Origin of the sequence: Streptococcus halitosis (assembly GCF_003143695.2) — a bacterium.
GTDB classification, from domain to species: Bacteria; Bacillota; Bacilli; order Lactobacillales; family Streptococcaceae; genus Streptococcus; species Streptococcus halitosis.
This window is the reverse complement of record NZ_QEMY02000001.1, coordinates 695,698-720,762: the sequence shown is the minus strand read 5'-3', so window position 1 is coordinate 720,762 and position 25,065 is coordinate 695,698. Positions and strand designations below refer to the sequence as shown.

General features: G+C 35.3%; 20 protein-coding genes and 3 tRNA genes. 10 read left to right on the top strand and 13 right to left on the bottom strand.

All coding sequences use genetic code 11. The features are described from left to right. Nucleotides 1–2 precede the first annotated feature (2 nt). The 10 genes from DB729_RS03570 to htrA all read right to left on the bottom strand — a co-directional run bounded on the left by DB729_RS03570 (nt 3) and on the right by htrA (nt 11,173). Nucleotides 3–371: a septum formation initiator family protein gene (locus tag DB729_RS03570; RefSeq protein ID WP_000041924.1), complete on the bottom strand. Its 369-nt coding sequence runs from the start codon at nt 369–371 to the stop codon at nt 3–5. Further along, nucleotides 364–630, bottom strand: coding sequence for an RNA-binding S4 domain-containing protein (locus DB729_RS03565; protein ID WP_001234975.1), 267 nt, complete (start codon nt 628–630; stop codon nt 364–366). Before DB729_RS03565 ends, DB729_RS03570 begins: the two co-directional genes overlap by 8 nt. Before the next feature lie 57 nt (nt 631–687). Beyond that, nucleotides 688–4,191 carry a transcription-repair coupling factor gene (gene mfd / locus DB729_RS03560; protein WP_109289532.1) on the bottom strand — a complete coding sequence of 1,168 codons (3,504 nt, stop codon included), beginning with the start codon at nt 4,189–4,191 and terminating at the stop codon, nt 688–690. Continuing rightward, nucleotides 4,192–4,761 carry an aminoacyl-tRNA hydrolase gene (gene pth, locus DB729_RS03555; protein WP_000163921.1) on the bottom strand — a complete coding sequence of 190 codons (570 nt, stop codon included), beginning with the start codon at nt 4,759–4,761 and terminating at the stop codon, nt 4,192–4,194. It lies immediately after the preceding gene. A 72-nt stretch (nt 4,762–4,833) separates the two neighbouring features. Continuing rightward, a complete protein-coding gene (gene ychF, locus DB729_RS03550) occupies nt 4,834–5,949 on the bottom strand; it encodes a redox-regulated ATPase YchF (RefSeq protein WP_033583708.1) in 1,116 nt (371 codons plus the stop codon). Between the two features lie 84 nt (nt 5,950–6,033). Beyond that, nucleotides 6,034–6,228, bottom strand: coding sequence for a DUF951 domain-containing protein (locus DB729_RS03545; RefSeq protein ID WP_033583710.1), 195 nt, complete (start codon nt 6,226–6,228; stop codon nt 6,034–6,036). 64 nt (nt 6,229–6,292) lie between these two features. Then, nucleotides 6,293–7,429, bottom strand: a complete 1,137-nt coding sequence (gene dnaN / locus DB729_RS03540; protein WP_033583712.1) for a DNA polymerase III subunit beta — start codon at nt 7,427–7,429, stop codon at nt 6,293–6,295. Nucleotides 7,430–7,588: 159 nt separating this feature from the next. Continuing rightward, nucleotides 7,589–8,887, bottom strand: a complete 1,299-nt coding sequence (gene dnaA / locus DB729_RS03535; RefSeq protein ID WP_386704942.1) for a chromosomal replication initiator protein DnaA — start codon at nt 8,885–8,887, stop codon at nt 7,589–7,591. A 279-nt stretch (nt 8,888–9,166) separates the two neighbouring features. After that, nucleotides 9,167–9,925 carry a ParB/RepB/Spo0J family partition protein gene (locus DB729_RS03530; RefSeq protein ID WP_109289533.1) on the bottom strand — a complete coding sequence of 253 codons (759 nt, stop codon included), beginning with the start codon at nt 9,923–9,925 and terminating at the stop codon, nt 9,167–9,169. Between the two features lie 57 nt (nt 9,926–9,982). Continuing rightward, a complete protein-coding gene (htrA, locus tag DB729_RS03525) occupies nt 9,983–11,173 on the bottom strand; it encodes a serine protease HtrA (RefSeq protein WP_084851116.1) in 1,191 nt (396 codons plus the stop codon). A 177-nt stretch (nt 11,174–11,350) separates the two neighbouring features. Between htrA and rlmH the strand changes: the two genes are divergently transcribed. From rlmH to DB729_RS03490, 7 genes are all read left to right on the top strand, one after another. Then, nucleotides 11,351–11,830 (top strand): 23S rRNA (pseudouridine(1915)-N(3))-methyltransferase RlmH, encoded by a 480-nt coding sequence (gene rlmH / locus DB729_RS03520; protein WP_033583717.1) that lies wholly within the window; start codon nt 11,351–11,353, stop codon nt 11,828–11,830. Between the two features lie 43 nt (nt 11,831–11,873). After that, a tRNA-Arg gene (locus DB729_RS03515) sits at nt 11,874–11,947 on the top strand. A 166-nt stretch (nt 11,948–12,113) separates the two neighbouring features. After that, nucleotides 12,114–12,239, top strand: coding sequence for a competence-stimulating peptide ComC (comC, locus tag DB729_RS03510; protein WP_033583718.1), 126 nt, complete (start codon nt 12,114–12,116; stop codon nt 12,237–12,239). Between the two features lie 20 nt (nt 12,240–12,259). Beyond that, the gene (gene comD / locus DB729_RS03505) at nt 12,260–13,579 is read left to right on the top strand and encodes a competence system sensor histidine kinase ComD (RefSeq protein WP_109289534.1); all 1,320 of its coding nucleotides are present in this window, start codon (nt 12,260–12,262) and stop codon (nt 13,577–13,579) included. Further along, nucleotides 13,576–14,328: a competence system response regulator transcription factor ComE gene (gene comE, locus DB729_RS03500; RefSeq protein ID WP_000866079.1), complete on the top strand. Its 753-nt coding sequence runs from the start codon at nt 13,576–13,578 to the stop codon at nt 14,326–14,328. Before comD ends, comE begins: the two co-directional genes overlap by 4 nt. Before the next feature lie 51 nt (nt 14,329–14,379). Then, nucleotides 14,380–14,451, top strand: a tRNA-Glu gene (locus tag DB729_RS03495). A gap of 5 nt (nt 14,452–14,456) precedes the next feature. Then, nucleotides 14,457–14,530, top strand: a tRNA-Asn gene (locus tag DB729_RS03490). A gap of 39 nt (nt 14,531–14,569) precedes the next feature. On the opposite strand, the gene DB729_RS03485 is transcribed toward DB729_RS03490, so the two are convergent. Continuing rightward, the gene (locus DB729_RS03485) at nt 14,570–15,112 is read right to left on the bottom strand and encodes a TetR/AcrR family transcriptional regulator (protein ID WP_000665084.1); all 543 of its coding nucleotides are present in this window, start codon (nt 15,110–15,112) and stop codon (nt 14,570–14,572) included. A gap of 128 nt (nt 15,113–15,240) precedes the next feature. Between DB729_RS03485 and DB729_RS03480 the strand changes: the two genes are divergently transcribed. After that, complete coding sequence (locus DB729_RS03480) at nt 15,241–17,895, top strand: YhgE/Pip domain-containing protein (RefSeq protein WP_109289535.1); 2,655 nt, start codon at nt 15,241–15,243, stop codon at nt 17,893–17,895. Between the two features lie 21 nt (nt 17,896–17,916). On the opposite strand, the gene DB729_RS03475 is transcribed toward DB729_RS03480, so the two are convergent. Beyond that, nucleotides 17,917–20,469, bottom strand: coding sequence for a YfhO family protein (locus tag DB729_RS03475; protein ID WP_033584611.1), 2,553 nt, complete (start codon nt 20,467–20,469; stop codon nt 17,917–17,919). 61 nt (nt 20,470–20,530) lie between these two features. Continuing rightward, nucleotides 20,531–22,153 (bottom strand): ATP-binding cassette domain-containing protein, encoded by a 1,623-nt coding sequence (locus DB729_RS03470; RefSeq protein ID WP_000958793.1) that lies wholly within the window; start codon nt 22,151–22,153, stop codon nt 20,531–20,533. 195 nt (nt 22,154–22,348) lie between these two features. Here DB729_RS03470 and trpS point away from each other — a divergent pair, with 195 nt between their 5' ends. Together trpS and guaB are read left to right on the top strand one after the other, a co-directional pair. After that, on the top strand, nt 22,349–23,377 hold the full coding sequence (trpS, locus tag DB729_RS03465; protein WP_033584613.1) for a tryptophan--tRNA ligase: 1,029 nt from the start codon (nt 22,349–22,351) through the stop codon (nt 23,375–23,377). Between the two features lie 159 nt (nt 23,378–23,536). Beyond that, complete coding sequence (gene guaB / locus DB729_RS03460; protein ID WP_033584615.1) at nt 23,537–25,015, top strand: IMP dehydrogenase; 1,479 nt, start codon at nt 23,537–23,539, stop codon at nt 25,013–25,015. Nucleotides 25,016–25,065 lie beyond the last annotated feature (50 nt).

Genomic DNA, 25,065 nt, shown 5'->3' with positions numbered 1-25,065 from the left:
CATTACCTCGGAAGCAAATCAGGAATTGTGTAAATTGCTTCTCGTTTCTTTGAGTAATAGTACTTGGCGCGTGCATATTTTGCTACATAGTCTTCATCTTTCAACTTTGCAGCAAAAGCAGATTCCTTGTCCTTTTCATCACTGAGAGTTTGATACTGCTCTTTCAACTCTGTCAATTGCTGACGACGTTGCAGTAACTGATTATAGCTTTGGGCCAGATTATAGGTCGGTAAAATAAACAATAAAATCATCAAAATCAGAACCCAACCCATAAAGCGATTCCTCTTTTGTCTCTCCTTCATCAAGTAACGACGACGTTGGTGTTCATTTTGAATAAAAGAATTATTCATCTGTACAATATTTTTAGACATTTTCTTCTACCCGTGTTTCACTGAGAATTTCATACATGCCTGCTGCATCTTCTTTTTTTGTACTATCTTTCATCTCTAGTACTTTAACAAGCAACAACTTATTTCCAAAGCGAATTTCAACTTGGTCATCAACTTTCAAATCCGTTGAACTTTTGGCCAAGATTCCATTCACCTTGATTCTACCTTTATCTGCTACTTCTTTTGCGACTGTGCGACGCTTAATAATTCGTGATACTTTTAAATACTTGTCTAATCTCATTTTTATTACCTCAAATTATTATTATACCATTTTTATCTTTTTTATAGAAGAAAAATGTCAAATGAGATTTGTTTCCTTTGATTCTTTTATCTCTAATAAACTTTCTCCAAAAATCAGCAAACCTTCTAAAATTTCATAATCCTTCTTGTTTCGGACATCAAATACAACTTCCATTAATCCCTTATTCTCAGCTATGGTTGCTTTTAAGTTCGTTCCAGATAAGGCTTTAAAATAATCTTGAGCCAAGAATAGTCGTTGAGTGACTTTTTCAAATTGAACTGTAATCTTATTTTCTTTTCTTTCCACACGTTCTACAAATACCTTGTCAAAATATGACTTAACCAAACCAATCTCTAAAAGATATGCTACTACATCTGGGTATTCTCCAAAACGATCCATCAATTCTTCTTGTAGTTCTTCATAGTTGACACGGTTGTCAATTTGACGAATTTTCTTGTAAATTTCAATCTTATGTCGTTGATCAGAAATATAAGTGTCAGGAAGATAGGCGTCGATTTGTAAAATCAACTCAGCATTTCCTTTGGTTCTTGTGTTCCCATTGCCGTTACGTTTCGCAATAGCTTCCTCTAGTAACTGTGAATACAATTCAAAACCAACAGAATCAATGAAACCAGACTGCGATTTTCCTAGGAGATTTCCTGCTCCACGAATCGAAAGATCTCGCATCGCAATCTTAAATCCAGAGCCTAATTCCGTAAATCCCTTAATCGCTTCTAATCTCTTTTCAGAGACTTCACTGATTGATTTTTCTGGACGATACATAAGATAGGCATAGGCAATGCGATTGCTACGACCGACTCTTCCTCTTAATTGATACAAGGTTGACAAGCCCATATGGTCTGCATTTTCAATAAATAAGGTATTGGCGTTTGGAATATCCACTCCTGTTTCAATAATAGTAGTTGTCACCAAAATATCATATTGTCCTTCAATAAAGTCCAATAAAGTATTTTCCAACTGAATTTCACTCATTTGTCCATGAACATACCCAATCGAAGTCTCTGGAATCAACTCCTGTAATTCTGAAACCTTCTGGTCAATCGTGTCAACTTTATTGTAAAGATAGTAAACTTGGCCTCCACGCTCCATTTCACGCAAGACAGCATCACGAATCACACTATCATTCTTTTCTAAAACATAAGTTTGCACTGGATAGCGATTGGTTGGAGGAGTTTCAATAACAGACAAATCTCGGATTCCCAACATAGACATGTGGAGAGTACGAGGGATTGGTGTTGCTGTTAAGGTTAGGACATCTACTTGTTTTTTTAGTTCTTTCAAAGTTTCCTTATGCTTAACACCGAATCGTTGTTCCTCATCAATAATCATCAAGCCTAGATCTGAAAACACAACATCTTTTGACAAAACACGATGCGTTCCAATCAAAATATCGACTTGACCATTCTTTAGTTTTTCAAGTGTTTCTGCCTGCTCTTTTTTACTTCTAAAGCGACTCAACACATCAATATTAACAGCAAAATTTTGGAATCGTTCCTTAAAATTCGTATAGTGCTGTTGCGCTAAAACCGTCGTTGGAACTAGAACGACCACCTGTTTGTGATCATTGACTGCCTTAAAAGCAGCACGCATTGCTACTTCAGTCTTCCCAAAACCAACATCTCCAACCAAAAGTCGATCCATGGGGTGAGAATCCTGCATATCTCTCTTGATTTCCTCAATACTGCGAAGTTGATCATCCGTTTCAACATAAGGGAAAGCATCATCAAAAGCATGTTGCTCATCATCATCAGCTGAGAAAGCAAACCCCTTCAACTGACTACGCTCAGAATAAAGCTTGATTAAATCGTCAGCTATATCCTCTACTTGGTTCTTAACTTTTTGCTTGGCCTTTTTGAAATGACCATCATTTAATTTATTAAGTTTTGGCGCTTTCCCATCACTTGAAACATATTTAGACAGTAACTGAATCTGCTCTACTGGGATGGAGATTTGGTCACCATTTTGATACTGTACACTGACATAATCACGGTGAATACCTTGGATTTCAATTGTTTCGATTCCTAAATATTGACCAATTCCATGGATATGGTGAACAACGTAGTCCCCTTTTTCAAGTTCATTATAATCTTTTAATCGCTCTGCATTTGAAGCATGTTGTCTTCTAAACCGACGTTTTAATTTCTTTTGAAAAATCTCATGTTCAGTAATCAAGAGAATTTTTTCATCTACAAAATGAAAACCATGTCTTAGATTACCCTCAATCAAGTTTACAGATTCTTTACAGATACTTGACTTATCTCTGGAATCCAATTTGATCTGATATTCCTCTAAAACATCCTCCAACGTCTTACTTCCCATTGAATTGCTAGACTGCAAAACAATGGTGTAATCCATTTTTTTGTATCGCTCAATTTCTTCTTTAAGAAAAGAAAACTGATTGAAAAACTCCTGCATAGAGTATTGATTAAATTGATAAATGTGATCAAACTTGAGATTTCCTAATCCCTTTTGCAGATTAGAGAAAAAGGTAACTGGACTTTGTTTTTTATAGGTTTGCTCTGTATCTGCAAAATACTGCATCTCAGAAAATGATTTACCATTCTGTAAATCTTCTGTAAAGTATTGCGCTAATTCTCTTTCAAAGGCTTCATACTGATTCATCAATTTTTGATAGTCATCAAAGAATACTGGTGTATCTTTTTCAATATAATCAAATATAGTCCATGTTTTATCGTAACATAAAGATAAAAACTTTCGACTATCTGAATGTACTTGTTTTTGATGAAAACTTGACAAAATTTCTTCTAGATAGGATTTCAAAATTGGTGATAGAGTCTTCGAAATTTGCTTTTCTAAAGCTGACTGACCTCGTTGATAATCCTTTTCTCTCAAAAGTATATCACTAGCTGGAAAGATAGTGAGTTCTGTCTGATTTTCTTTTGATAATTGTGTTTCGACTTCAAAAGTACGAATACCATCTACTTCATCACCAAAAAACTCAATTCGGAAAGGTTCTAACTGAGACATCTCAAAAATATCTAAAATATCTCCTCGAATACTAAACTCACCTTGGGTCTGTACTTGAGTAACTTTTCGATATCCAATTTCCTTTAACTGGTGAAGTAGCTCGTGTTGGTCATATTCTTCGCCAACTGCAATTTTTATAGTACTTTCTTTAAATCTAGTCGGAGAGGGTAAAATTAACCGACTCGCTGCGATATTACAAACTAAAATCCCTTTCTTAGACGGATCACTCAAAAAACGCAAGGCCTCAACCCGCGAAATGATTTTTTCTTGTGAAGACATCAAAAACTCTACCATAGGAGAGTCATCAACCAAAAATGGATAGACAAGTTCCTCTCCTAAGAGAGAAAGAAGATCACTGATAATTCGTTCTGCTTCACCATAAGTCGAGGTCAGTAACACAACCTTATTTTCTTTTTCTAGACTGCTTGCAATTGCAATAGCCTTGGTAGACGTTGATAAACCAAGTATTAGTTGTCTTTTCTTATCTATCAGATTTTGATGCCATTTTTTTATCTGGTCATTTTCTGAGAATAAATCTAATAAAGTTACCATTTAACCATTATACCTCTGCATTGTTTTCTCAAAGTTTTTCTCTTGTAAATAGTAGTTTACAGCATCGTCAACCTTGTCAATAGACTGTAAAATACCCACATAGTCATCCTGATCAAACTTACTTAAAACATGATGAACAACGGACATGCCTTTTTTAGGTCTTCCAATACCTATTTTAACACGGTTAAAGACCTGAGTCCCTATATGTTGAATAATAGACTTGATACCATTATGACCACCTGCTGAACCCTTTGCTCTTAAACGAATTTTCCCAACTTCCATGTCAAGATCATCGTAAATGACGAGTAAATCTTCAATATCCAAACCATAGTAAGTCAATAAAGCATGAACCGCTTTTCCACTTTCATTCATAAATGTTGTTGGTTTGACGAGATAAATTTTTTCTCCATTGAAGAAAAAAGAAGCTAGGTCAGCTTGAAATATCTTGTCATGTGTAAAGGTGACATTTTGTTTTTTGGCCAATTGGTCAATCAACATAAATCCAACGTTGTGCTTGGTTTCAAAATATTTATCCCCTGGATTTCCTAATCCAACAAGTAATTTAGTCATTTATTTTCCTTTCAAAAGCCAAAAGGGTTGGAATTTTTTTCCAACCTAATTGACACTATTTATTAAATGTTATTAAACGTTAAAGCGGAATTCCATGATATCGCCATCTTGAACGATATATTCTTTTCCTTCTTCACGCAAGCGCCCAGCTTCTTTTACAGCCTTTTCAGATCCGTATTTCACTAGATCCTCATATGACATGGTTACTGCACGAATAAAGCCTTTTTCAAAGTCTGAGTGGATAATACCAGCTGCTTGAGGAGCTTTCATCCCTCGCTTAAAGGTCCAAGCACGGACTTCTTTTTCACCAACTGTGAAGTAAGTTCCAAGCCCAAGCAAGTGATAAGCTGCACGAGTCAACTTATCAACGCCTGATTCTGTCAAGCCAAGTGCTTCAAGAAACTCTTGTTTATCTTCATCATCTAACTCAGAAATTTCTTCTTCAGCACGTGCGGAAATAACTACCACCTCAGCATTTTCTGTCGCTGCGAATTCACGAATTTGCTTCACATATTCGATAGAATCTGGATCTGAAACTACATCCTCATCCACATTAGCAACATAAAGAACAGGTTTAGTGGTCAAAAGGAAGAGACCTTTAACAACCTTTTGTTCCTCATCTGTGAATTCAATGGTACGAGCTGATTTTCCATCTTCAAGGACTGGTTTGATTTTTTGAAGAACGTTAAACTCTGCTACTGATTCTTTATCTTTTTGCGTACGTGCCATCTTTTCTACACGCGCATAGCGCTTATTGACTGATTCTAAGTCAGCAAGAATCAACTCTAGGTTAATGGTATCAATATCTGCAAGTGGATCCACAAAGGCGTCTTCACGTCCTTGCTCGCGCATAACATTTTCATCATCAAAAGCACGAACTACATGAACAATCGCATCTACTTCACGAATATTGGCCAAGAATTTATTTCCTAGACCTTCTCCTTTTGATGCTCCTTTTACAATCCCTGCAATATCTGTAAATTCAAAGGTTGTTGGAACTGTCTTTTTAGGTGTAATCATTTCCGTTAGTTTTTGTAGGCGTTCATCTGGAACTTCCACCATCCCAACATTTGGATCGATAGTCGCAAATGGGTAGTTTGCCGCCTCTGCTCCTGCTTTTGTAATTGCATTAAAAAGGGTTGATTTACCAACGTTTGGCAAACCAACGATACCTGCTGTTAAAGCCATAGTTTCTCATTCTCCGTTCTCATTTCAATCCCTAACATTATAACACAAAAAGGGAAAACTTGCTAACCCTCTAACTAAGGGTTCTTAGTCAACAATCTTATTCATTTTTCGTTCAAAATCATAGCGACTCATCATAACAACATGATCACAATTGCTACATTTGATTTTGATATCTGCCCCTATGCGTGTAATTTCCCAACGATTGGCCTTTTTTCCTGTTGACTTAATTATACAAGCATGAGGTTTTTTCATCTCAACAAAATTTCCAACTTGATACATACTACTCTCCTTTTCTTTTTTGATTATATCATAAAAGAGGCGAGCCAGGCTCAACCTCTTTCACTTAATTTGTACGAACTGGTGTAATAAGCTGCATGAAGTCTTCGTCAGTATCTGCTGGCACAAGAGTAAATGGACGAACTGCTGAGATAAAGCTAATAGTAACCTTTTCACTATTTAAAGCCTTGAGGGAATCAATCAAGTAAGTTGGGTTGAAACTAATAGTCAAATCATCCCCGGTCACCTGCTCCGTATCGATTTCTTCGTTTACTTTACCAACTTCTGGAGAGTGAACATGGGCGCTAACAACTCCACCTTTAATTTCAAGCTTCACAGTACCATTTTGAGTCGCACTTGATAAGAGACGTGCACGCTCCATAGATTGACGCAAATTAACCACATCAAAAGTAATTGTAGTGTTAAAGTCTGTTGGAATCAAGCGATCTGTATCAGGATAATTACCTTCTAGGAGACGAGTGTAGAAGCTAATATTTTCGCTTCTAAAGAGGATTTGATTATTTGCAAAGAAAATCTCTACAGTTTCAATATCATCTGTAAATACCGCTGAAAATTCGCGGAGAGAGCGGCTAGGAATCACCACATCGAAATCATCTCCATTTTTTTCAAGAGTCAATTTTTTCTGGCTAAGGCGATGAGAGTCTGTTGCAACTGTTTTTAGTTCCTTGTGTTGGCTCAATACAAAATGAACACCTGTTAAGATGGGACGACTTTCTTGCGTACTTGCAGCAAAAGCTGTTTCATTGATAATTTTCTTGAGCAGTTTTGTTTCAAGAACTAAAGGTGTGCTTGCTGAAATTTCTTGGATTCGTGGGTACTGTTCGCTATCTTTTCCTTTTAGGGTAATTTCTGATTTGCCGCTGGTTAAAACAATTTGATTTTGTTCAATTTCTTTAAAATCAAGAGTCACATCAGGTAGACTAGATACAACATTGATAAAGAAAGAAGCTTCAAGAAGAATCGAACCCAAAGAAGTAACCAAGAGACCAGCATCTTCATTCTTTTGAGAAATGAAATTCTCAATAGAAATTTGACCGTTTGATCCAATTAAAGTAATTCCTTCATTGGTAACGTCAATTTTTATTGTTGATAAAATTGGAATAGCATTTTTTGAGCTGATTGCTCGTTTTGTGGTATTTAAGGCTTGTAGAAATAAATTTTTATTAATTGAAAAATGAATCATGGATTCTCCTTTATTTATTTTTAGTATTAGAAAGTTAATAGTAATAATAGAGTGTGTGAATTCTGTGGAAAACTGGGTGCTATTTAGTGAACTTAAGCTTCTAAGCTTGTTAAAAAAAATGTGGATAAAAAAGATAAGAAAGGAAAAGTTATCCACAAGCTACTTGATTTTCTTTTTGATTGTTTCTACTTCTAAACGTAAATTATCATCTTCGTCAATCAGTGATTTAATTTTAGCATGGGCATGAATAACGGTGGTGTGATCCTTTCCGCCAAATTCTTTTCCGATTTTTGGAAGACTGTTATCTGTCAGTTCTCTAGCTAGGTACATGGCAACTTGACGCGCTAAAACGATGTTTTGAACTCGTCTCGTCCCCTTCATTTCTTTAACACTCACTCCATAAAAATTACCAACTTCAGTTTGGATTTTCTCAATTGGAATAACAAGTATCTGGCGGGCGTCTTGTTTACGTGCTCTAATAGCTTCCGCAGCAATATCAATAGTGATATCCTTAATTTTCTTTACTCTGGCAATTAAAGTGATATCGTTGATTGCTCCTTCTAATTCTCGAACATTTGAATCAAATTGGCCAGCCAAGTATTCCAGAGTATCACTTTGGAAATGGTAATCCAAGTGCTCTGTTTTACTTTGAAGAATGGCGATACGTGTCTCAAAGTCAGGGGGAGTGATATTTTGCGTCAATCCCCAGCTAAAGCGCGTGACAAGTCTTTCCTCAAGGCCTTCTAGGTGTTTAGGACTTCGATCACTGGTTAGGACAATCTGTTTCTGCTTATCATGAAGAGCATTGAAGGTATTGAAAAATTCTTCCTGGGTTGCGACTTTTTTACCGCTGAGAGATTGGATATCATCAATCAACAAGAGATCAAGACTACGGTAAGTTTTTTTGAACTTTTCCATTTCCCCAAGTCTTAAGTGCTCAAGAAAGTCATTGATAAAGCTTTCGGCAGGAATGTACTTGACACGCGCATCAGGAATATTTTTCAAAATCTCATTTCCAATCGCATTGAGCAAGTGAGTCTTTCCAAGACCAGGTCCTCCATAGATAAAAAGAGGATTGTAGGTTAGAGCTAAATCTTCTGATACAGCTAACGCAGCAGACACCGCCCAAACATTCCCATCACCTTGAATAAAGTTATCAAAGGTATATTTTTCTTTTAATCCTGTTTCAGAATAAGGAATCGTTGGTAGTGCAGGTGTGTAATTGTAAGTAGAGACACTATTCGTATCATTTACTTGAGGAGATTCTGTACTCTGAGGTTTAGTGAAAATATAGTGAGGTTTGATTTCAGAATCATAAATTTCAAAACCAGCAGCAACAATAATATCTTTTAATTGCTTTTCCCACACCATTTCCATCTCTGATCTCGGTAGAAATATAGTAGCTGTATTTTCTTCTACTTTGATGAGTTCAGCAGGTGTAGCATAGAAATCATACATAGATCGAGTCAATCTTTCTTGAGCAAATTCTAAAATACGATTCCAAAATTGCTTTTCTTTCAACTATTTTTCCTCCTTTACTATGATTTTAGTAGTTTAGTGCTAGACTTATTTTACCATAGATAGTAGGATTTTTCCACAGATTGTGGAAAAGAATCCACAATGTTAGTAGTATTTATCCACAGGTTGGGGATAAATAGCTTTTTCCTTGATTTAGTAGGGTTTTTGATAAAAAAATTAGTGGATAAATTTGTGGGTTAAGAAAATAAAAGAACAGCCTTATTTCAGGCTGTTAATAATTCTATCGTATTCTTCTTGACTTGAAAAAGAGATGACAATCTTTCCAGTATCTTTTTTAGAAAGTTTAATTTCTACACTTAAACCTAGTAGTTTTTTTAATTTATCTTCTTCATCTTTGATGAAAGAATCACTTTTTTTTTGCTTTTTTTGTTTTTTTTCTGTCAGTAGTGCTTCCAACTTTCTCACAGAGATGTCTTCATTTTTAATTAGTTGAAAGAAATGGTCTTGCTGCTCTTTGTCCAAACCAACTAGGGAACGTGCATGCGCTTGAGAAATTTTTCCATTTTCTACTTCAGTTAAGATATATTCTGGTAGGGAAAGTAAACGAATAAAATTAGTGATATAAGGACGAGATTTCCCCATTTTATCCGCTATTTCAGTGTGAGTAAATCCTTTCTCTACTAAAGATTCATAGGCGCGTGCTTCTTCAACAGGATTTAAATTTTCTCTCTGCAAATTCTCAATGATTGATTGAACCATCATTTCCTGATCTGAGAGGTGCTTTACAACGGCTGGGATAGAGGTCAGACCAGCCAAGAGAGAAGCTCGATATCGTCTCTCTCCTGCAAGGATTTCATAACCAATTACAGGAGATTGACGAACGATGATTGGTTGGATGAGCCCATTTTCTTTGATTGACTGAGCCAATTCCTTTAATTTTTCTACATCAAATTCTTTCCGAGGTTGGTAAGGATTTTTTTGTATTTCAGAGATAGAAATCATTTCAAATTTTTCCATGATTCTACACTAACATATCTTTTACTTTCTGTAAAGTTTTCTTTACACTGATGTCAATTAACGTTCCAAATCACCAGAATTCTTATCTAGTTTTATAGAGGTTGTTTCCTCCTTACCATTACGGTAGTAGGTTATTTTTATAGTGTCTCCAATAGAATGGTTGTAAAGAGCATGTTGTAAGTCTGTTGATGAAGTAATCTCTTTGTCATCAACTTTAGTAATGACATCGTATTTTTGAAGATGTCCATTTGCAGGCATGTTACTTTGAACAGATCGAACAACTACACCTGAGGTGAGGCCACTTGGAATGTTTAGTTTTCTAAGATCATTAGCTCCAACGTTGGACAGATTGACCATTTGGATTCCAAGAGCAGGACGAGTCACTTTACCATCACTTTCAAGCTGTTTAATGATATTTTGTACATCGTTTGAAGGAATTGCAAAACCAAGACCTTCTACAGATGTTCCACCATTACTTGCAATCTTACTTGATGTAATACCAATTACTTGTCCTTGAATATTTACAAGAGGACCACCAGAGTTACCAGGGTTAATGGCCGTATCTGTTTGAATGGCTTTTGTTGAAATAGCTTGACCATCTTCAGATTTTAGAGAAACATTTCGATTAAGACTTGAGATGATTCCCTGTGTAACTGTATTAGCATATTCTGAACCTAAAGGACTACCGATAGCAATCGCTGTTTCTCCAACGTTAAGTTGGCTTGAATCACCAAATTCTGCCACTGTTGTAACTTTTTCTGAAGAAATTTTTACGACAGCAATATCAGAGAAGGTATCCGATCCAATAATTTCACCAGGGACTTTTGTACCATCAGCTAAACGGATATCGACTTTTGAAGCTCCGTTAATAACGTGAGTATTTGTTACAATATAAGCATCATTTTCGTTCTTTTTATAGATGACACCTGATCCTTCACTTGCAATCTGTTGATTATCCGTATCAGAATTTGATTCTTCGGTTCCAAATACACTACTTTGTTTATTAGCAGAGTAAGTAATGACTGATACAACAGCATCCTTAATTTTATTCACTGCTTGAGTAGTTGAGTTTTCATTCTTGTATGATGTTTGAGTTACAGTGCCAGAATTATTATTTGTAGCTTGATTTCCTTGTTTTTGATAAAGTTGCAATGTTACAAAACTTCCTAGTGCCCCACTCAAAAATCCTATTAGAATAATTACAAGAAAAGTAACTCCTTTTTTGTAAAATTTTTGTAAGTGTTTCATAAACGCCTCCGTTTGCTATTGTTTGTCAAGATTATAAACCTATTAACTTAATCTAAGCTTAAAAGTTTTACACAAGTTGTGGATAACTCACATTATTCTGTGAATTTAATAGTATTTTTGGATGATTTTCATGTGTATAAGATGTGAAATAAAGTGTGGATATGATAGAATAGAAGAATGAAAATAAAAGTTGTAACAGTAGGAAAACTGAAAGAGAAATACTTAAAAGATGGCATTGCTGAATATACCAAACGAATTTCACGTTTCGCTAAATTAGAAATGATTGAGCTCGCTGATGAGAAGACACCTGACAAAGCCAGTGAATTAGAAAATCAAAAAATTTTGGAAACAGAAGGCGCAAGAATTCTTTCTAAAGTTGGAGAAAGAGACTTTGTCGTTGTACTAGCCATTGAAGGAAAAACACTCTCCTCAGAGGAATTTAGTAAGCAACTAGAGCAGGCTTCTATCAAAGGCTATTCAACTCTTACTTTTATCATTGGAGGAAGTTTAGGTCTAGCTCCTGTTGTAAAAAATAGGGCCAATCTTTCTGTCAGTTTTGGACGTCTGACATTACCACATCAGTTAATGAGATTGGTTTTAGTTGAACAAATTTACCGTGCTTTTACGATTCAGCAGGGTTCTCCTTACCACAAATAGAAGATTGACTTACCTCTTGTTTTTTGATAGAATGGTCATGTTAGGTCTCATAGCTCAGCTGGATAGAGCATTCGCCTTCTAAGCGAACGGTCGCAGGTTCGAATCCTGCTGGGATCAATGTTAGATGCGAAGCTGGGATTCATCCCAGCTTTTTTCTTAAAAAAGTGCGTTTCAGGTGCAAAAATGTACAGTTGGGAAAAATTTTTTCTTATATGGTCTTCATTTTGTATAATAGGTTTGTAAGTTAACTTACAAGAAAAAAAATAATACAGGAGATTTCATTATGAAAAATACAGTAAAATTGGAACAATTTAAAGAGGTAACAGAGGCAGAATTGCAAGAAATTCGAGGAGGAGACTGGAGAATTTCAGAATCGATTCGTAATCTTATTTTTCCAAGAAAAAAGTAATGAAATAAAGGTAGTGAGTAATGGATTTATTTGGATTAGGGATAGCTATTTTTTATTTTCTCATCATTAGCAAAAGTTATGAGTGGATTTGTAAAGTAAATAGAAAAGAACAAATTATTTTTTTGTGTTACACATGCATATCAGTTTTGATACTCGAAGAAATTATTACTCTAGTATATTCTAATAGTTTTGCTTTGTCTAAATTTTTATTTCCTTTGGTTGTGTACCTTTATTTAAGAAAGTTAAAGAAGTATGAAAAATATAAAGGAATTTTTATTAGTTTACTACTATCCTTATTATATCATAGTACCCATACTTTTATATCCGTAACATTATCTTCTATAATGGGTGATGTTCTTGTATTACAATATAAAAGTATATTCTTTTTAGTAGTATTATTGTTGACTTATTTTATTATTATAAAAATAAGTCGTTATTTCCACTTGGAAATAACATATTTTGACAAAGATTACCTCTACCCTTTTTTAAAAAAAGTGATAGTTGCTTTTTTTGGATTGCATATCTTATTGTTTGTTTCAGATATAGTAAGTACGATTCATCACTTAAATAGTTTTGGAAGTATTTTATCAACCATTGTTTTTATCTGTCTGCTATTAGTTTTCTTTGCAATGAATTCTTATAAGGTTCAAATTGAAAAAGAGATTGCCCTAAAGCAGAAGAAATTTGAACAAAAGTATTTGCAAACTTATACAGATGAGATTGTAGGTTTGTATAATGAGATTCGAGGTTTTCGTCATGACTATGCAGGTATGCTTGTCAGCATGCAAATAGCGATTGACAGCGGAGATTTACACGAAATTGACAGGATTTACAACGAGGTCTTAGTAAAAGCAAATCAGAAATTGAGGTCAGACAAATATACTTACTTTGATTTAAACAACATAGAAGATTCGGCTTTACGAAGTTTAATTGCTCAATCGATTGTATATGCACGAAATAATGATGTAGAGTTTACATTGGAAGTAAAAGATGTCATTACTAGATTGTCAATGGATTTACTTGATCTTGTTCGCATCATGAGCATTCTATTAAATAATGCTGTTGAAGGTGCCGCAGATAGTTACTTGAAACAAATGGAAGTTGCAGTCATTAAAATGGATTTTGAAACAGTTATAGTTATCCAGAATTCATGTAAAATCACTATGACGCCTTCAGAAGACTTATTTACCCTAGGTTTCTCTACCAAGGGAAGAAATAGAGGTCTAGGACTAAATAATGTCAAAGAGATCTTAGATAAGTATGACAACATTATTTTAGAAACAGAAATGGAAGACAACACATTTAGACAAATTATTAGATTTAAGAGAGAATTTGAATGAAAGTATTAATTTTAGAAGATGTTATTGAGCATCAAGTGAGACTAGAGAGAATATTGAATGAAATCTCTGAGGAATCGAATATTCCTATCTCATATAAGACAACAGGAAAAGTTCGTGAGTTTAAGGAATATATCGAAAATGATGAAGTAAACCAGCTTTATTTCCTAGATATCGATATTCATGGAATCGAGAAAAAAGGCTTTGAAGTGGCTCAATTTATCCGTCATCACAATCCTTATGCTATTATTGTCTTTATTACTAGTCGATCTGAATTTGCTACTTTAACTTATAAGTATCAGGTATCAGCTTTAGATTTTGTAGATAAGGACATCAATGATGAATTGTTCAAAAAACGTATCGAGCAGAGTATCTTCTATACCAAAAGCATGCTGCTTGAAAACGAAGATGTTGTAGACTATTTTGATTACAACTATAAGGGAAATGATTTGAAAATTCCTTACCATGATATTCTGTATATCGAAACAACAGGTGTTTCTCATAAATTGCGTATTATTGGTAAGAATTTTGCTAAAGAGTTTTATGGAACTATGACAGATATTCAGGAAAAGGACAAACATACTCAACGATTTTATTGCTCCCATAAATCTTTCCTTGTCAATGTGGGAAATGTGAGAGAAATTGATCGAAAGAATTTAGAAGTTGTTTTTTATGAAGATCATCGTTGTCCCATTACCCGTTTGAAAGTTCGTAAACTAAAAGATATTCTAGAGAAAAAATCTAAAAAGTGATTGACAATCAGTAAGAAATTGATATAATGGTTATATCTGCTACAGATAGATGGTCCGTTGGTCAAGGGGTTAAGACACCGCCTTTTCACGGCGGTAACACGGGTTCGAATCCCGTACGGACTATTTTATCCGCCATAGCTCAGTTGGTAGTAGCGCATGACTGTTAATCATGATGTCGTAGGTTCGAGTCCTACTGGCGGAGTTAGATAAAAAGAACACCAGATGGTGTTCTTTTTTGTTCTTAGTTGGCATCACCTAGCATTTTCATAAGGAAGTCTGTCATTTCTTGCGGACTTTCTTTTTTTCCACGAGCAATCCAAGTTTGACAAACTCCAAATAGGGCATTTGTCAGATAAATGCTGCTATATTCTAATTCAATTGAATTTAGTTGTAGTTGCATAAAGCGCTTCTGAAGATCTGTGCTCAGCATGATATGAAGCTTATTTCTTAAGAAATTTTGGATTTCTTTGGTACCATTTTCAGATAAAAGAGCAGCTAATAATGGTTCAGATTCTAAATAGTCAAATACTTCTAAAATGGCATCTTTTTTATGATGAGCATGTTTTTGGAAGATATACTCAAATGTATGAAATAACTTACTTTGATAGTGTTCAATCATATCATACTTATCCTTGTAATGGGTATAGAAGCTAGAACGACTAATTCCAGCTTTTTCTGCTAATTTAATTGTAGTAATTTGATCGAAGGGGTGATCCATCAATAATTGAACCATGGCATTTTCAATATTTCTCTTTGTTTTTAATCGTTTGTTACTTTCTTTCATAGTTTCTCCTTTTGAACAATTTAGACTATATGTCTAAAAAAATATTTTTTATCTTGTAATTTAGATTTTTTAATGTATAATCTATTATATCAAAAATTTAGACAATATGTTTAAAAAAAGGAGGAAATATGTTTAAAGAATGGAAAGCAATTTTTAAAAAACCGACATTCATTATTGTAATGATAGGGATTTCTCTTATTCCAGCTTTATACAATATCATATTTTTATCGTCAATGTGGGATCCATATGGTCAAGTATCGGAGTTACCTGTAGCAGTTGTTAATAATGATAAGGAAGCTTCTTATAATGGAAATACAATGGCTATAGGAAAAGACATGGTGTCTAATTTAAAAGAAAATAAGACTTTGGATTTTCATTTTGTCAATGAAGAAGAGGGGAAAAAGGGGTTAGATGATGGCGAATACTATATGGTAGTGACTTTACCAAGTGATTTATCTGAAAAAGCTACTTCGATCCTAACAAATCACCCTGAACAGATGCAAATTGATTATCAAACTTCAAGCGGTCGTAGCTTTATTGCAAGTAAGATGAGTGATTCTGCAATGACACAATTAAAACAAACCGTCTCTACGAATGTAACTGAAACATATACCAAGGCACTATTTCAAAAAATGAGTGACTTGAAGTCTGGGATAAATAAAGCAGCTGATGGAAGTGAACAACTGGCTGATGGGACTAATCAGTTAGCAAAAGGAAGTCAAACATTGACGACAAATCTCAATACTCTAGCTAACTCAAGTGTAACTTTTTCAAATGGTGCTAATCAATTTACAAAAGGATTGTCTGCCTATGTATCTGCCATAGAGCAATTACATCTTGGTTTAGGAACTTTTAATAGTGGTTTACAAAGTTATACAAATGCAGTTTCACAGGTTGACACTGGACTTGGTCAATTGGCCTCAAGAACTCCTGAGTTGGTGACAGGTGTAAATCAGCTGAATACAGGTATAAAGACCTATACAGGTGGAGTTTCACAACTCAATTCAGGTCTCAGTAAATTTTCGGTTGGTGCCAATGCCTATACAAGCGGAGTTGACAAATTATCTGTTGGTACAAACCAACTATCAAGTCAATCAGATACATTGAGAGACGGTATTACTCAATTAAATAAAGGAATCAAAAAAATATCCACACAATTAAATACTTCATCTCAACAGAAAGAGGATATAACACAGTTAGCAAGCAGTTTAGATGAGTTGAATAAGGCTCTCCAATCAGTTACAGTTTCAGATAATACTGATCTTAAAAATACAATATCTAATGACTTAACAAATATAACGACTCTTGCTCAAACTATTGTGACTAATAGTCAAGCAGAGCAAGAGAAAGCTCTTACAAATCTTCAAGCAACAGCAACTTATCAATCTCTCACTGAAACTCAGAAAAAAGAATTGACTGAAGCTGTTTCAAATAATTCTAATTCTACGATAGAGTCAGCAAAAGCAATTTTAACGACGGCAGGAGATTTAAAAGAAAATTTAGGAAGTATAAACCAACCAGTCTCTAATCTTTCTACTTTACAGACTAAAGCAAATCAACTTTTACCTATAGCGTCTAGTTCCTTGACATCTATGTCAAGTGGATTTACACAGTTGCAAAATGCTGTAGATAATCAGTTAGTTCCCGGAAGTCAATCAATTGAAAATGGAGTTAATGCGTATACTAAAGGATTGGATACTATTTCTTTAGGTGTAAATCAACTAAGTGAAAAGAATACAAGTTTAACAACAAGTTTGGATCAATTGGTTTCTGGCTCAACCAAGTTGACAGAAAACTCTTCAAAATTGACAACTGGTTTGGATACTCTAGCTGGGAAAACTCCAGAATTAGTAACAGGTATAGAAAGCTTGTCAACTGGTTCTGCCCAATTGAACAATAAGAGTCCAGAGCTGATAGCAGGTCTTACTACATTACAATTTGGCTCTGGTCAATTAACAGATAAATCAACACAGTTACTTTCTGCAGCATCTCAACTAGGAAGTGGCGCTATGAAGATTGCAGATGGTGCTGGAAAACTAGCAGATGGTGGAACAACCTTAACCTCTAGTCTTGAAAATTTACAGACAGGAGTTGATTCATTAGGACAAGGATTAGGTAATGCAAATACTCAACTTAAATCAGCTTCGACAGAATCTAAAAATGCAGAAACATTATCTGATCCTCTAGTTCTCTCAAAAACAGACAATGACCAAGTTCCTGTAAATGGGATTGCCATGGCTCCTTATATGATATCAGTTGCTCTTTTTGTTGCTGCTATATCTACCAATATGATTTTTGCTAAGTTGCCTTCTGGACGTCATCCAGAGAGTCGTTGGGCTTGGTTGAAGTCTCGCTCTGAAATAAATGGGATTATAGCTGTCTTAGCAGGTGTTTTAGTTTATGGAGGTGTCCATCTTATTGGATTGACTTCGAACCATGAGATGAGGACCTTGATTCTAATTATAATCACAAGTTTAGCTTTCATGTCTATGGTGACAGCTTTAACAACTTGGAATAGCCGTATAGGAGCTTTCTTCTCTCTTATTTTACTTTTATTACAGTTAGCATCAAGTGCAGGAACTTATCCCCTTGCTTTGACAAATGATTTCTTTAAAGGTGTCAATCCATGGTTACCAATGAGTTACTCAGTATCAGGCTTACGACAAACAATCTCTATGACAGGAAATATTCATCATCAAGTGATTTTCCTTATTATAACTCTAGCTTTATTTACTGCTTTAGGTATGCTAGCTTATCAACCTAAGAAAATGGAAGAAGATTAAAAAGATTGGCCAAGGAATTGGTCAATCTTTTTCTGTCTTAGATAAATTTCGTCTGTGATTATAGATTCCAAAAAGAAGAAGGGCAGTTACTGAGCAGACTGCTCCAATAACAAAACCATTGGGGATAAAGGAAAGTGTAATAGTGCCTTTTCCCTCTGGAACATCAACTTTCATAAAACCAGTCTGAGCCTGCTTGATTTCAAGTTTTTTCCCATCTTGGTATGCAGACCAACCTTTGTCATAAGGAATAGTGAAGAAAATAGAGGTATCTTGTTTTACTTCATATGTAGCAAAGACTTTATTTTTAGAGGTGGATACTTCTACAGGTTGTTCTTTAATCTTTTGAATTGCCTCAGTAAGAGCCTGAGTATCTAAACGATAGAAGGTTGGAGATTCAAAGGACACCTGAGAATTTCCAGGGAAACTAACACTGATATTGAAAGTTTTTTGTTCTTCAGTATAACCCAAATTAAAGAAATTAAATGCATTGTCAGTTGTAAAAGTCTTTTTTTCTCCATTGACAATGATGTCAACTTTCTTTTGCTTATCGTTTGTAAAATGAAGATTTGAAAAAGAGAGATAGACTTGGCTATTTTGAGGAACCTCAATTTGATAATCAATCTTTGCATCTTCATTCGCAGAACCTGTGATACTTGTTAAACCTTCAGAATTATCTGTTTTATCATATGCTATTTGGGAGAAGTAATCTAAGTTGAGATTAGCAAGCTGGTTTATAAATAAAGCCTGATTATCCAGAGTGTGATTATTAAAGTTTACATCTGTGTAAATAGATTGAGTGGCAAAGGCAATGGGTAAAGAGAGTTGATTTTTATATAAGGTTAAATGATCCTTTTGATAAATCTCTTGAAAGCCATACTTATCAAGTGAAGTTTCAGAAATATTGTACTGGATTCCAAATAAACTATCTGCTAAAAGACTGTTATTAGCATAACGGAGATTGAGGTTAGTTCCAGAGGATTTGAATCCAAGTTTATCCAAACTAGTGCTAGCTGAACGATTTCGTACAGACGAAAATTGAGAGATTCCATTGTAGTTAAATTTCATACTGTCATTTCCAGTCTGAATTTGCAGTTTTTCAGTACGTGTAAATGGATTGTCAATTTGATTTAGAATGGATTCCATAGCGGTGATATCTCTATTATAGGCGCTACGAGAAGCAAAGGCCCATTCTTTAGCTATTCCTTCCATTTGAGATGATGCATTTAAGCTTATCTCAGCTGTTATAAATAAAGACAAAAGAATTGCAAATAGATTTACAGAGATAAATTTTCTAATGACTGCAAGAAGTAAAAGAGCATAAACTAGAAGAAATTCAAGAGTGAGTAGGATATTCAAATCAGTTAAAAAAGAATAGTGTGATTTAAAATAGACAGTAGCCAAAAATCCTGTTAGTACAAGAAAAAGTGAGACAAATAGATTCCAGAGCTTCAGTTCTTTCAGACGGTTTAAGACTTCTGCTGCAGTATAAATTAACAGAGTAGAAAAAATCCAAGCATAGCGATGCAAAAACATATTCGGGGTATGCATCCCTTGCCAAAATAAATCAAGTGCTTCTATATAAAAACTTATTATTAAAAAAGTAAAGAAAATTGCATAGGTAAGTTTCACGTGAAACCTTATGGATTTTATTGTGAAAAATAGAATAGTCAAAATAAAAGGAAGCAATCCAACAAAAATCATTGGTATAGATCCATATTTAGTTGTATCAAAAGATCCAATGAATTGTTTTGCAAAAATATCCAAATACCAGCTACTATCTGTCTTTAATTTTGTGATGGCAGTCAACTTCTCTCCATGAGTTTGTAAATCAAACAGTGTAGGAAGAGTCATAATCAAACTAGCCATTCCAGCTAAAAAGGAGGTAACAACAAAATCAAGAAAAGATGATTTTCGAGTTTTAAAGTCCCAAGAAATTTGGCAGAGATACCAGAAAATAAGAAACAATGCTGTCATATACCCAAAATAATAATTTTGAATAAATAAGATTGACAAACTTGTAAAGTATAGTAGGCGCTTCTTTTGTGTTATAAGTAGGTGTAAACCAGTTATAATTAAAGGAATCAAGATAAAAACATCTAGCCAGGTTTTAATCTCTAACTGACTGACAGTGAAGCTCATTAAAGCATAGGAAGTAGATAATGCAAGTTTTAAAAATTTTGGGATATCTTTAAATAATCTAGTCAAACTAAAGAAGGTTGACAGACCAATCAATCCAAATTTTAAGAGAGTGGTTAGATAGACAGCATCTGGCATATTCGACAGATTAAAAAAGTAAACTATGGGTGAAAGAAAGCTACCCAAGTAATAACTAGATAGAGCATAGAAATTCAGTCCGAGGCCACTTGTAAAGGTGTAAAACAAACTGCCATTTCCATGCAGAATATTTCGTAAAGCTACATCAAAAATAACGTATTGATGGAAACCGTCTCCTAATAGTGGAGATGCATCGCTATTCCAGTAGATACCTTGAGTTAAGTATACTCCAGTCATAATTACTAAAGGAATGATGAAAGAAACAAAATAGGTCCAATATGTTTTAAAAAATGATTTCATGTTACCTCGTAGAATGATAGAAAACTCAGTTGGTTACCCCAACTGAGTTTTGAAGTCTTATTTAATCTTTCCAAAGTTCTTTAACTTTTGCTTGTACTTCTGCATTTTCTAGGAATTCATCGTAGGTTTCATCAATACGATCAATGACGCCATTCTTAGACAAAACAATGATATGGTTTGCCAAAGTTTGGATAAACTCGTGGTCATGACTAGCAAAGATGATTGATTCTTTAAAGTTTTTCAATCCATCGTTCAAGCTTGAGATAGATTCCAAGTCCAAGTGATTTGTTGGATCATCAAGTACAAGGACATTTGATTTCAAGAGCATGAGTTTTGAAAGCATGACACGTACTTTTTCTCCCCCTGACAAGACGTTTACAGGTTTGTTAACCTCATCACCAGAGAAGAGCATACGACCAAGGAAACCACGTAGGAAGGTATTGTCATCTTCTTCTTTACTTGCAAATTGACGCAACCAGTCAAGGATTGACTCTCCTCCTGCAAAATCAGCCGAGTTGTCTTTTGGCAAGTAAGAACGGCTAGTAGTAACTCCCCACTTGACAGTTCCTTCATAGTCGATGTCACCCATAATTGCACGAATTAATGCAGTCGTTTGGATGTCATTTTGTCCAATAAGAGCAGTCTTGTCACCTGGACGCAAGATGAAACTAATATTGTCTAGGATAGTTTCGCCATCAATCTTTACAGTTAAATTTTCTACTGTCAAGAGATCATTACCAATCTCACGTTCTGCTTTAAAGTTGATAAATGGATATTTACGACTAGATGGCACAATCTCTTCTAATTCAATCTTGTCAAGCATTTTTTTACGAGACGTTGCTTGTCTTGATTTAGAAGCATTAGCAGAGAATCGAGCAACGAATTCTTGCAATTGCTTAATTTTTTCTTCTGCCTTGGCATTACGGTCTGCTAGCAATTTAGCAGCAAGCTCAGAAGATTCCTTCCAGAAGTCGTAGTTTCCGACATAGAGTTTGATTTTTCCAAAGTCAAGGTCGGCCATATGAGTACACACTTTGTTTAAGAAGTGACGGTCGTGGGATACTACGATAACGGTGTTATCAAAGTCAATCAAGAAGTCTTCTAGCCAAGTAATAGATTGGATGTCCAACCCGTTGGTCGGCTCGTCCAAGAGAAGAACATCTGGTTTGCCAAAAAGTGCTTTGGCAAGGAGAACCTTCACTTTTTCACCATTGGCCAATTCGCTCATGTTTTGATAGTGCAATTCTTCTGGAATGTTTAGGTTTTGAAGTAGTTGAGACGCTTCACTTTCTGCTTCCCAACCTCCAAGTTCAGCAAATTCACCTTCGAGTTCGGCTGCACGAACACCATCTTCATCTGAAAAATCTTCCTTCATGTAAATGGCATCTTTTTCTTTCATGATGTTGTAAAGTTTTTCATTTCCCATAATGACGACATCAATAACTCGTTCATCTTCATAGTCAAAATGATTTTGACGGAGAACAGAGAGACGTTCATCTGGACCAAGAGAGATGTGACCAGTTGTTGGCTCGATATCACCAGCTAAGATTTTTAAGAATGTAGACTTCCCAGCACCATTAGCACCAATCAATCCGTATGTATTTCCTTCTGTAAATTTGATATTGACATCATCAAAAAGTTTGCGATCACTAAAACGTAGTGAAACATCAGATACTGTAAGCAATGTTTTTCTCCTATAATATGTAATATATTTATTCTACTAGAAAAGAGAGAAATATTCAAATTTTTGTTTGTCAATTTTATGTCAATTAAGTTTACAGGTCTATTTACAATGAGTTAGTTGTTTGATTTTAATAATTTTCTGTTATTTTAACAAAAAAATGCTATAATTGAAGAGACCATTTTGAAGGAGAAAAAAATGACGAAACCCATTATTTTAACAGGAGATCGCCCAACAGGAAAACTGCATATTGGACATTATGTTGGGAGTCTTAAAAATAGAGTATTACTGCAGGAAGAAGACAAGTATGAGATGTTTGTTTTTTTGGCGGACCAACAAGCATTGACAGATCACGCCAAAGATCCTCAAACGATTGTAGAATCAATTGGGAATGTTGCCTTGGATTATCTAGCAGTTGGATTGGATCCAAGTAAATCAACTATCTTTATTCAAAGTCAGATTCCAGAGTTAGCTGAACTGTCTATGTACTATATGAATTTGGTGTCACTAGCACGTTTAGAGCGCAATCCTACAGTGAAAACAGAGATCGCTCAGAAAGGGTTTGGAGAAAGTATTCCGACAGGATTTTTAGTTTATCCGATTGCGCAAGCAGCAGATATTACTGCCTTCAAGGCTAATTATGTTCCTGTTGGGACAGATCAGAAACCAATGATTGAGCAAACTCGCGAGATTGTTCGTTCCTTTAATCATGCTTATAATTGTGAGGTCTTGGTGGAGCCGGAAGGTATTTATCCAGAAAATGAGAGAGCAGGGCGTTTGCCTGGTTTAGATGGAAATGCTAAAATGTCTAAATCCCTTAATAATGGTATTTATCTAGCTGATGATGCAGATACTTTGCGTAAAAAAGTCATGAGTATGTATACTGATCCGGACCATATTCGAGTAGAGGATCCAGGTAAGATTGAAGGAAATATGGTTTTCCATTATCTAGATGTGTTTGGTCGTCCAGAAGATGCTCAAGAAATTGCGGATATGAAAGAACATTATCAACGTGGTGGTCTTGGTGATGTAAAGACGAAACGTTATCTACTTGAAATATTAGAACGCGAACTTGGTCCTATTCGTGAGCGCCGTATCGAATTTGCTAAGGATATGGGAGAAGTGTACAATATGCTTCAAAAAGGTAGTGAGAAAGCGCGTGAGGTTGCGGGGCAAACTCTATCTGAAGTTAAGGGAGCAATGGGACTAAATTATTTTAAATTATAGATAAAATATGAATCGTAAAACTATCTCTTCCATAGGATCACAGGGATAGTTTTTTTATGATTTCTACCATAAATATAATTGACAAATTTTCATAGAATGGTATGATAGATACAATACAAAAAGAGTCAAGCTCAAAAAGAAAGAAAAGAGGAAACTTCAATGTCTAATTGGGATACTAAATTTTTGAAAAAAGGTTTTACCTTTGATGATGTATTGCTCATTCCAGCAGAAAGTCATGTGTTGCCTAATGATGCAGATTTAACAACAAAATTGGCAGATAATCTGACTTTAAATATCCCAATTATAACAGCCGCCATGGATACAGTCACAGAAAGTCAAATGGCTATTGCCATTTCTCGTGCAGGTGGTCTTGGAGTAATCCATAAAAATATGTCTATTGCGCAACAGGCAGATGAAGTTCGCAAGGTAAAACGTTCTGAAAATGGTGTTATTATTGATCCATTCTTCTTGACTCCAGAACACACTATTGCTGAAGCAGATGAACTGATGGGACGTTACCGTATCAGTGGTGTTCCAGTTGTAGAGACACTTGAAAATCGTAAATTGGTTGGTATTCTAACAAACCGAGATCTTCGCTTTATTTCAGATTACAATCAGCCAATCTCAAACCACATGACCAGTGAAAATCTTGTTACTGCTCCTGTTGGTACAGATCTTGCAACAGCTGAGAGCATTCTTCAAGAACACCGTATTGAAAAACTTCCTTTAGTTGATGAAGAAGGTCGTCTTTCTGGCTTGATTACTATTAAAGACATTGAAAAAGTGATTGAATTTCCAAATGCTGCCAAAGATGAGTTTGGTCGTCTCTTAGTTGCAGGTGCAGTAGGTGTTACTTCAGATACATTTGAACGTGCCGAAGCCCTTTTTGAAGCAGGTGCTGACGCAATTGTTATTGATACTGCCCATGGTCACTCTGCTGGTGTTCTACGTAAAATTGCTGAAATTCGTGCTCACTTCCCAGACCGCACTTTGATTGCGGGTAATATTGCCACTGCAGAAGGTGCGCGTGCTCTTTACGAAGCAGGTGTAGATGTTGTCAAAGTTGGAATTGGACCAGGTTCTATCTGTACCACTCGTGTGATTGCAGGGGTTGGTGTACCACAAGTTACAGCAATCTATGATGCAGCAGCTGTTGCGCGTGAATATGGAAAAACGATCATTGCTGACGGTGGAATCAAGTATTCTGGAGATATTGTAAAAGCCCTTGCTGCAGGTGGAAATGCTGTTATGCTTGGATCAATGTTTGCTGGAACAGACGAAGCACCAGGTGAAACTGAAATCTTCCAAGGACGTAAATTCAAGACTTACCGTGGTATGGGATCAATCGCAGCAATGAAGAAAGGTTCAAGCGATCGTTACTTCCAAGGTTCTGTCAATGAAGCAAACAAACTTGTTCCAGAAGGAATTGAAGGTCGTGTTGCTTATAAAGGAGCGGTAGCTGATATTGTCTTCCAAATGATTGGTGGTATCCGCTCTGGTATGGGTTACTGTGGTGCAGCTAACCTTAAAGAACTACACGATAATGCTCAATTTATTGAAATGTCTGGTGCTGGTTTGAAAGAAAGCCACCCTCATGATGTACAAATTACTAATGAGGCACCAAATTATTCTATGTAAAAGAGATAAAAAGAACTCCCGTGAAAACAGGAGTTCTTTTACAATATTGT

Bases quoted from the DNA above. Each gene is read 5' to 3' on its own strand.
- DB729_RS03570 (WP_000041924.1), bottom strand. From the start codon at position 371: ATGTCTAAAAATATTGTACAGATGAATAATTCTTTTATTCAAAATGAA.
- DB729_RS03565 (WP_001234975.1), bottom strand. From the start codon at position 630: ATGAGATTAGACAAGTATTTAAAAGTATCACGAATTATTAAGCGTCGC.
- mfd (WP_109289532.1), bottom strand. From the start codon at position 4,191: ATGGTAACTTTATTAGATTTATTCTCAGAAAATGACCAGATAAAAAAA.
- pth (WP_000163921.1), bottom strand. From the start codon at position 4,761: ATGACTAAATTACTTGTTGGATTAGGAAATCCAGGGGATAAATATTTT.
- ychF (WP_033583708.1), bottom strand. From the start codon at position 5,949: ATGGCTTTAACAGCAGGTATCGTTGGTTTGCCAAACGTTGGTAAATCA.
- DB729_RS03545 (WP_033583710.1), bottom strand. From the start codon at position 6,228: ATGTATCAAGTTGGAAATTTTGTTGAGATGAAAAAACCTCATGCTTGT.
- dnaN (WP_033583712.1), bottom strand. From the start codon at position 7,429: ATGATTCATTTTTCAATTAATAAAAATTTATTTCTACAAGCCTTAAAT.
- dnaA (WP_386704942.1), bottom strand. From the start codon at position 8,887: ATGTATGATTTCTATGCTACACCTGCTGAACTCATCAAAGTAGAAGAA.
- DB729_RS03530 (WP_109289533.1), bottom strand. From the start codon at position 9,925: ATGGAAAAATTTGAAATGATTTCTATCTCTGAAATACAAAAAAATCCT.
- htrA (WP_084851116.1), bottom strand. From the start codon at position 11,173: ATGAAACACTTACAAAAATTTTACAAAAAAGGAGTTACTTTTCTTGTA.
- rlmH (WP_033583717.1), top strand. From the start codon at position 11,351: ATGAAAATAAAAGTTGTAACAGTAGGAAAACTGAAAGAGAAATACTTA.
- comC (WP_033583718.1), top strand. From the start codon at position 12,114: ATGAAAAATACAGTAAAATTGGAACAATTTAAAGAGGTAACAGAGGCA.
- comD (WP_109289534.1), top strand. From the start codon at position 12,260: ATGGATTTATTTGGATTAGGGATAGCTATTTTTTATTTTCTCATCATT.
- comE (WP_000866079.1), top strand. From the start codon at position 13,576: ATGAAAGTATTAATTTTAGAAGATGTTATTGAGCATCAAGTGAGACTA.
- DB729_RS03485 (WP_000665084.1), bottom strand. From the start codon at position 15,112: ATGAAAGAAAGTAACAAACGATTAAAAACAAAGAGAAATATTGAAAAT.
- DB729_RS03480 (WP_109289535.1), top strand. From the start codon at position 15,241: ATGTTTAAAGAATGGAAAGCAATTTTTAAAAAACCGACATTCATTATT.
- DB729_RS03475 (WP_033584611.1), bottom strand. From the start codon at position 20,469: ATGAAATCATTTTTTAAAACATATTGGACCTATTTTGTTTCTTTCATC.
- trpS (WP_033584613.1), top strand. From the start codon at position 22,349: ATGACGAAACCCATTATTTTAACAGGAGATCGCCCAACAGGAAAACTG.
- guaB (WP_033584615.1), top strand. From the start codon at position 23,537: ATGTCTAATTGGGATACTAAATTTTTGAAAAAAGGTTTTACCTTTGAT.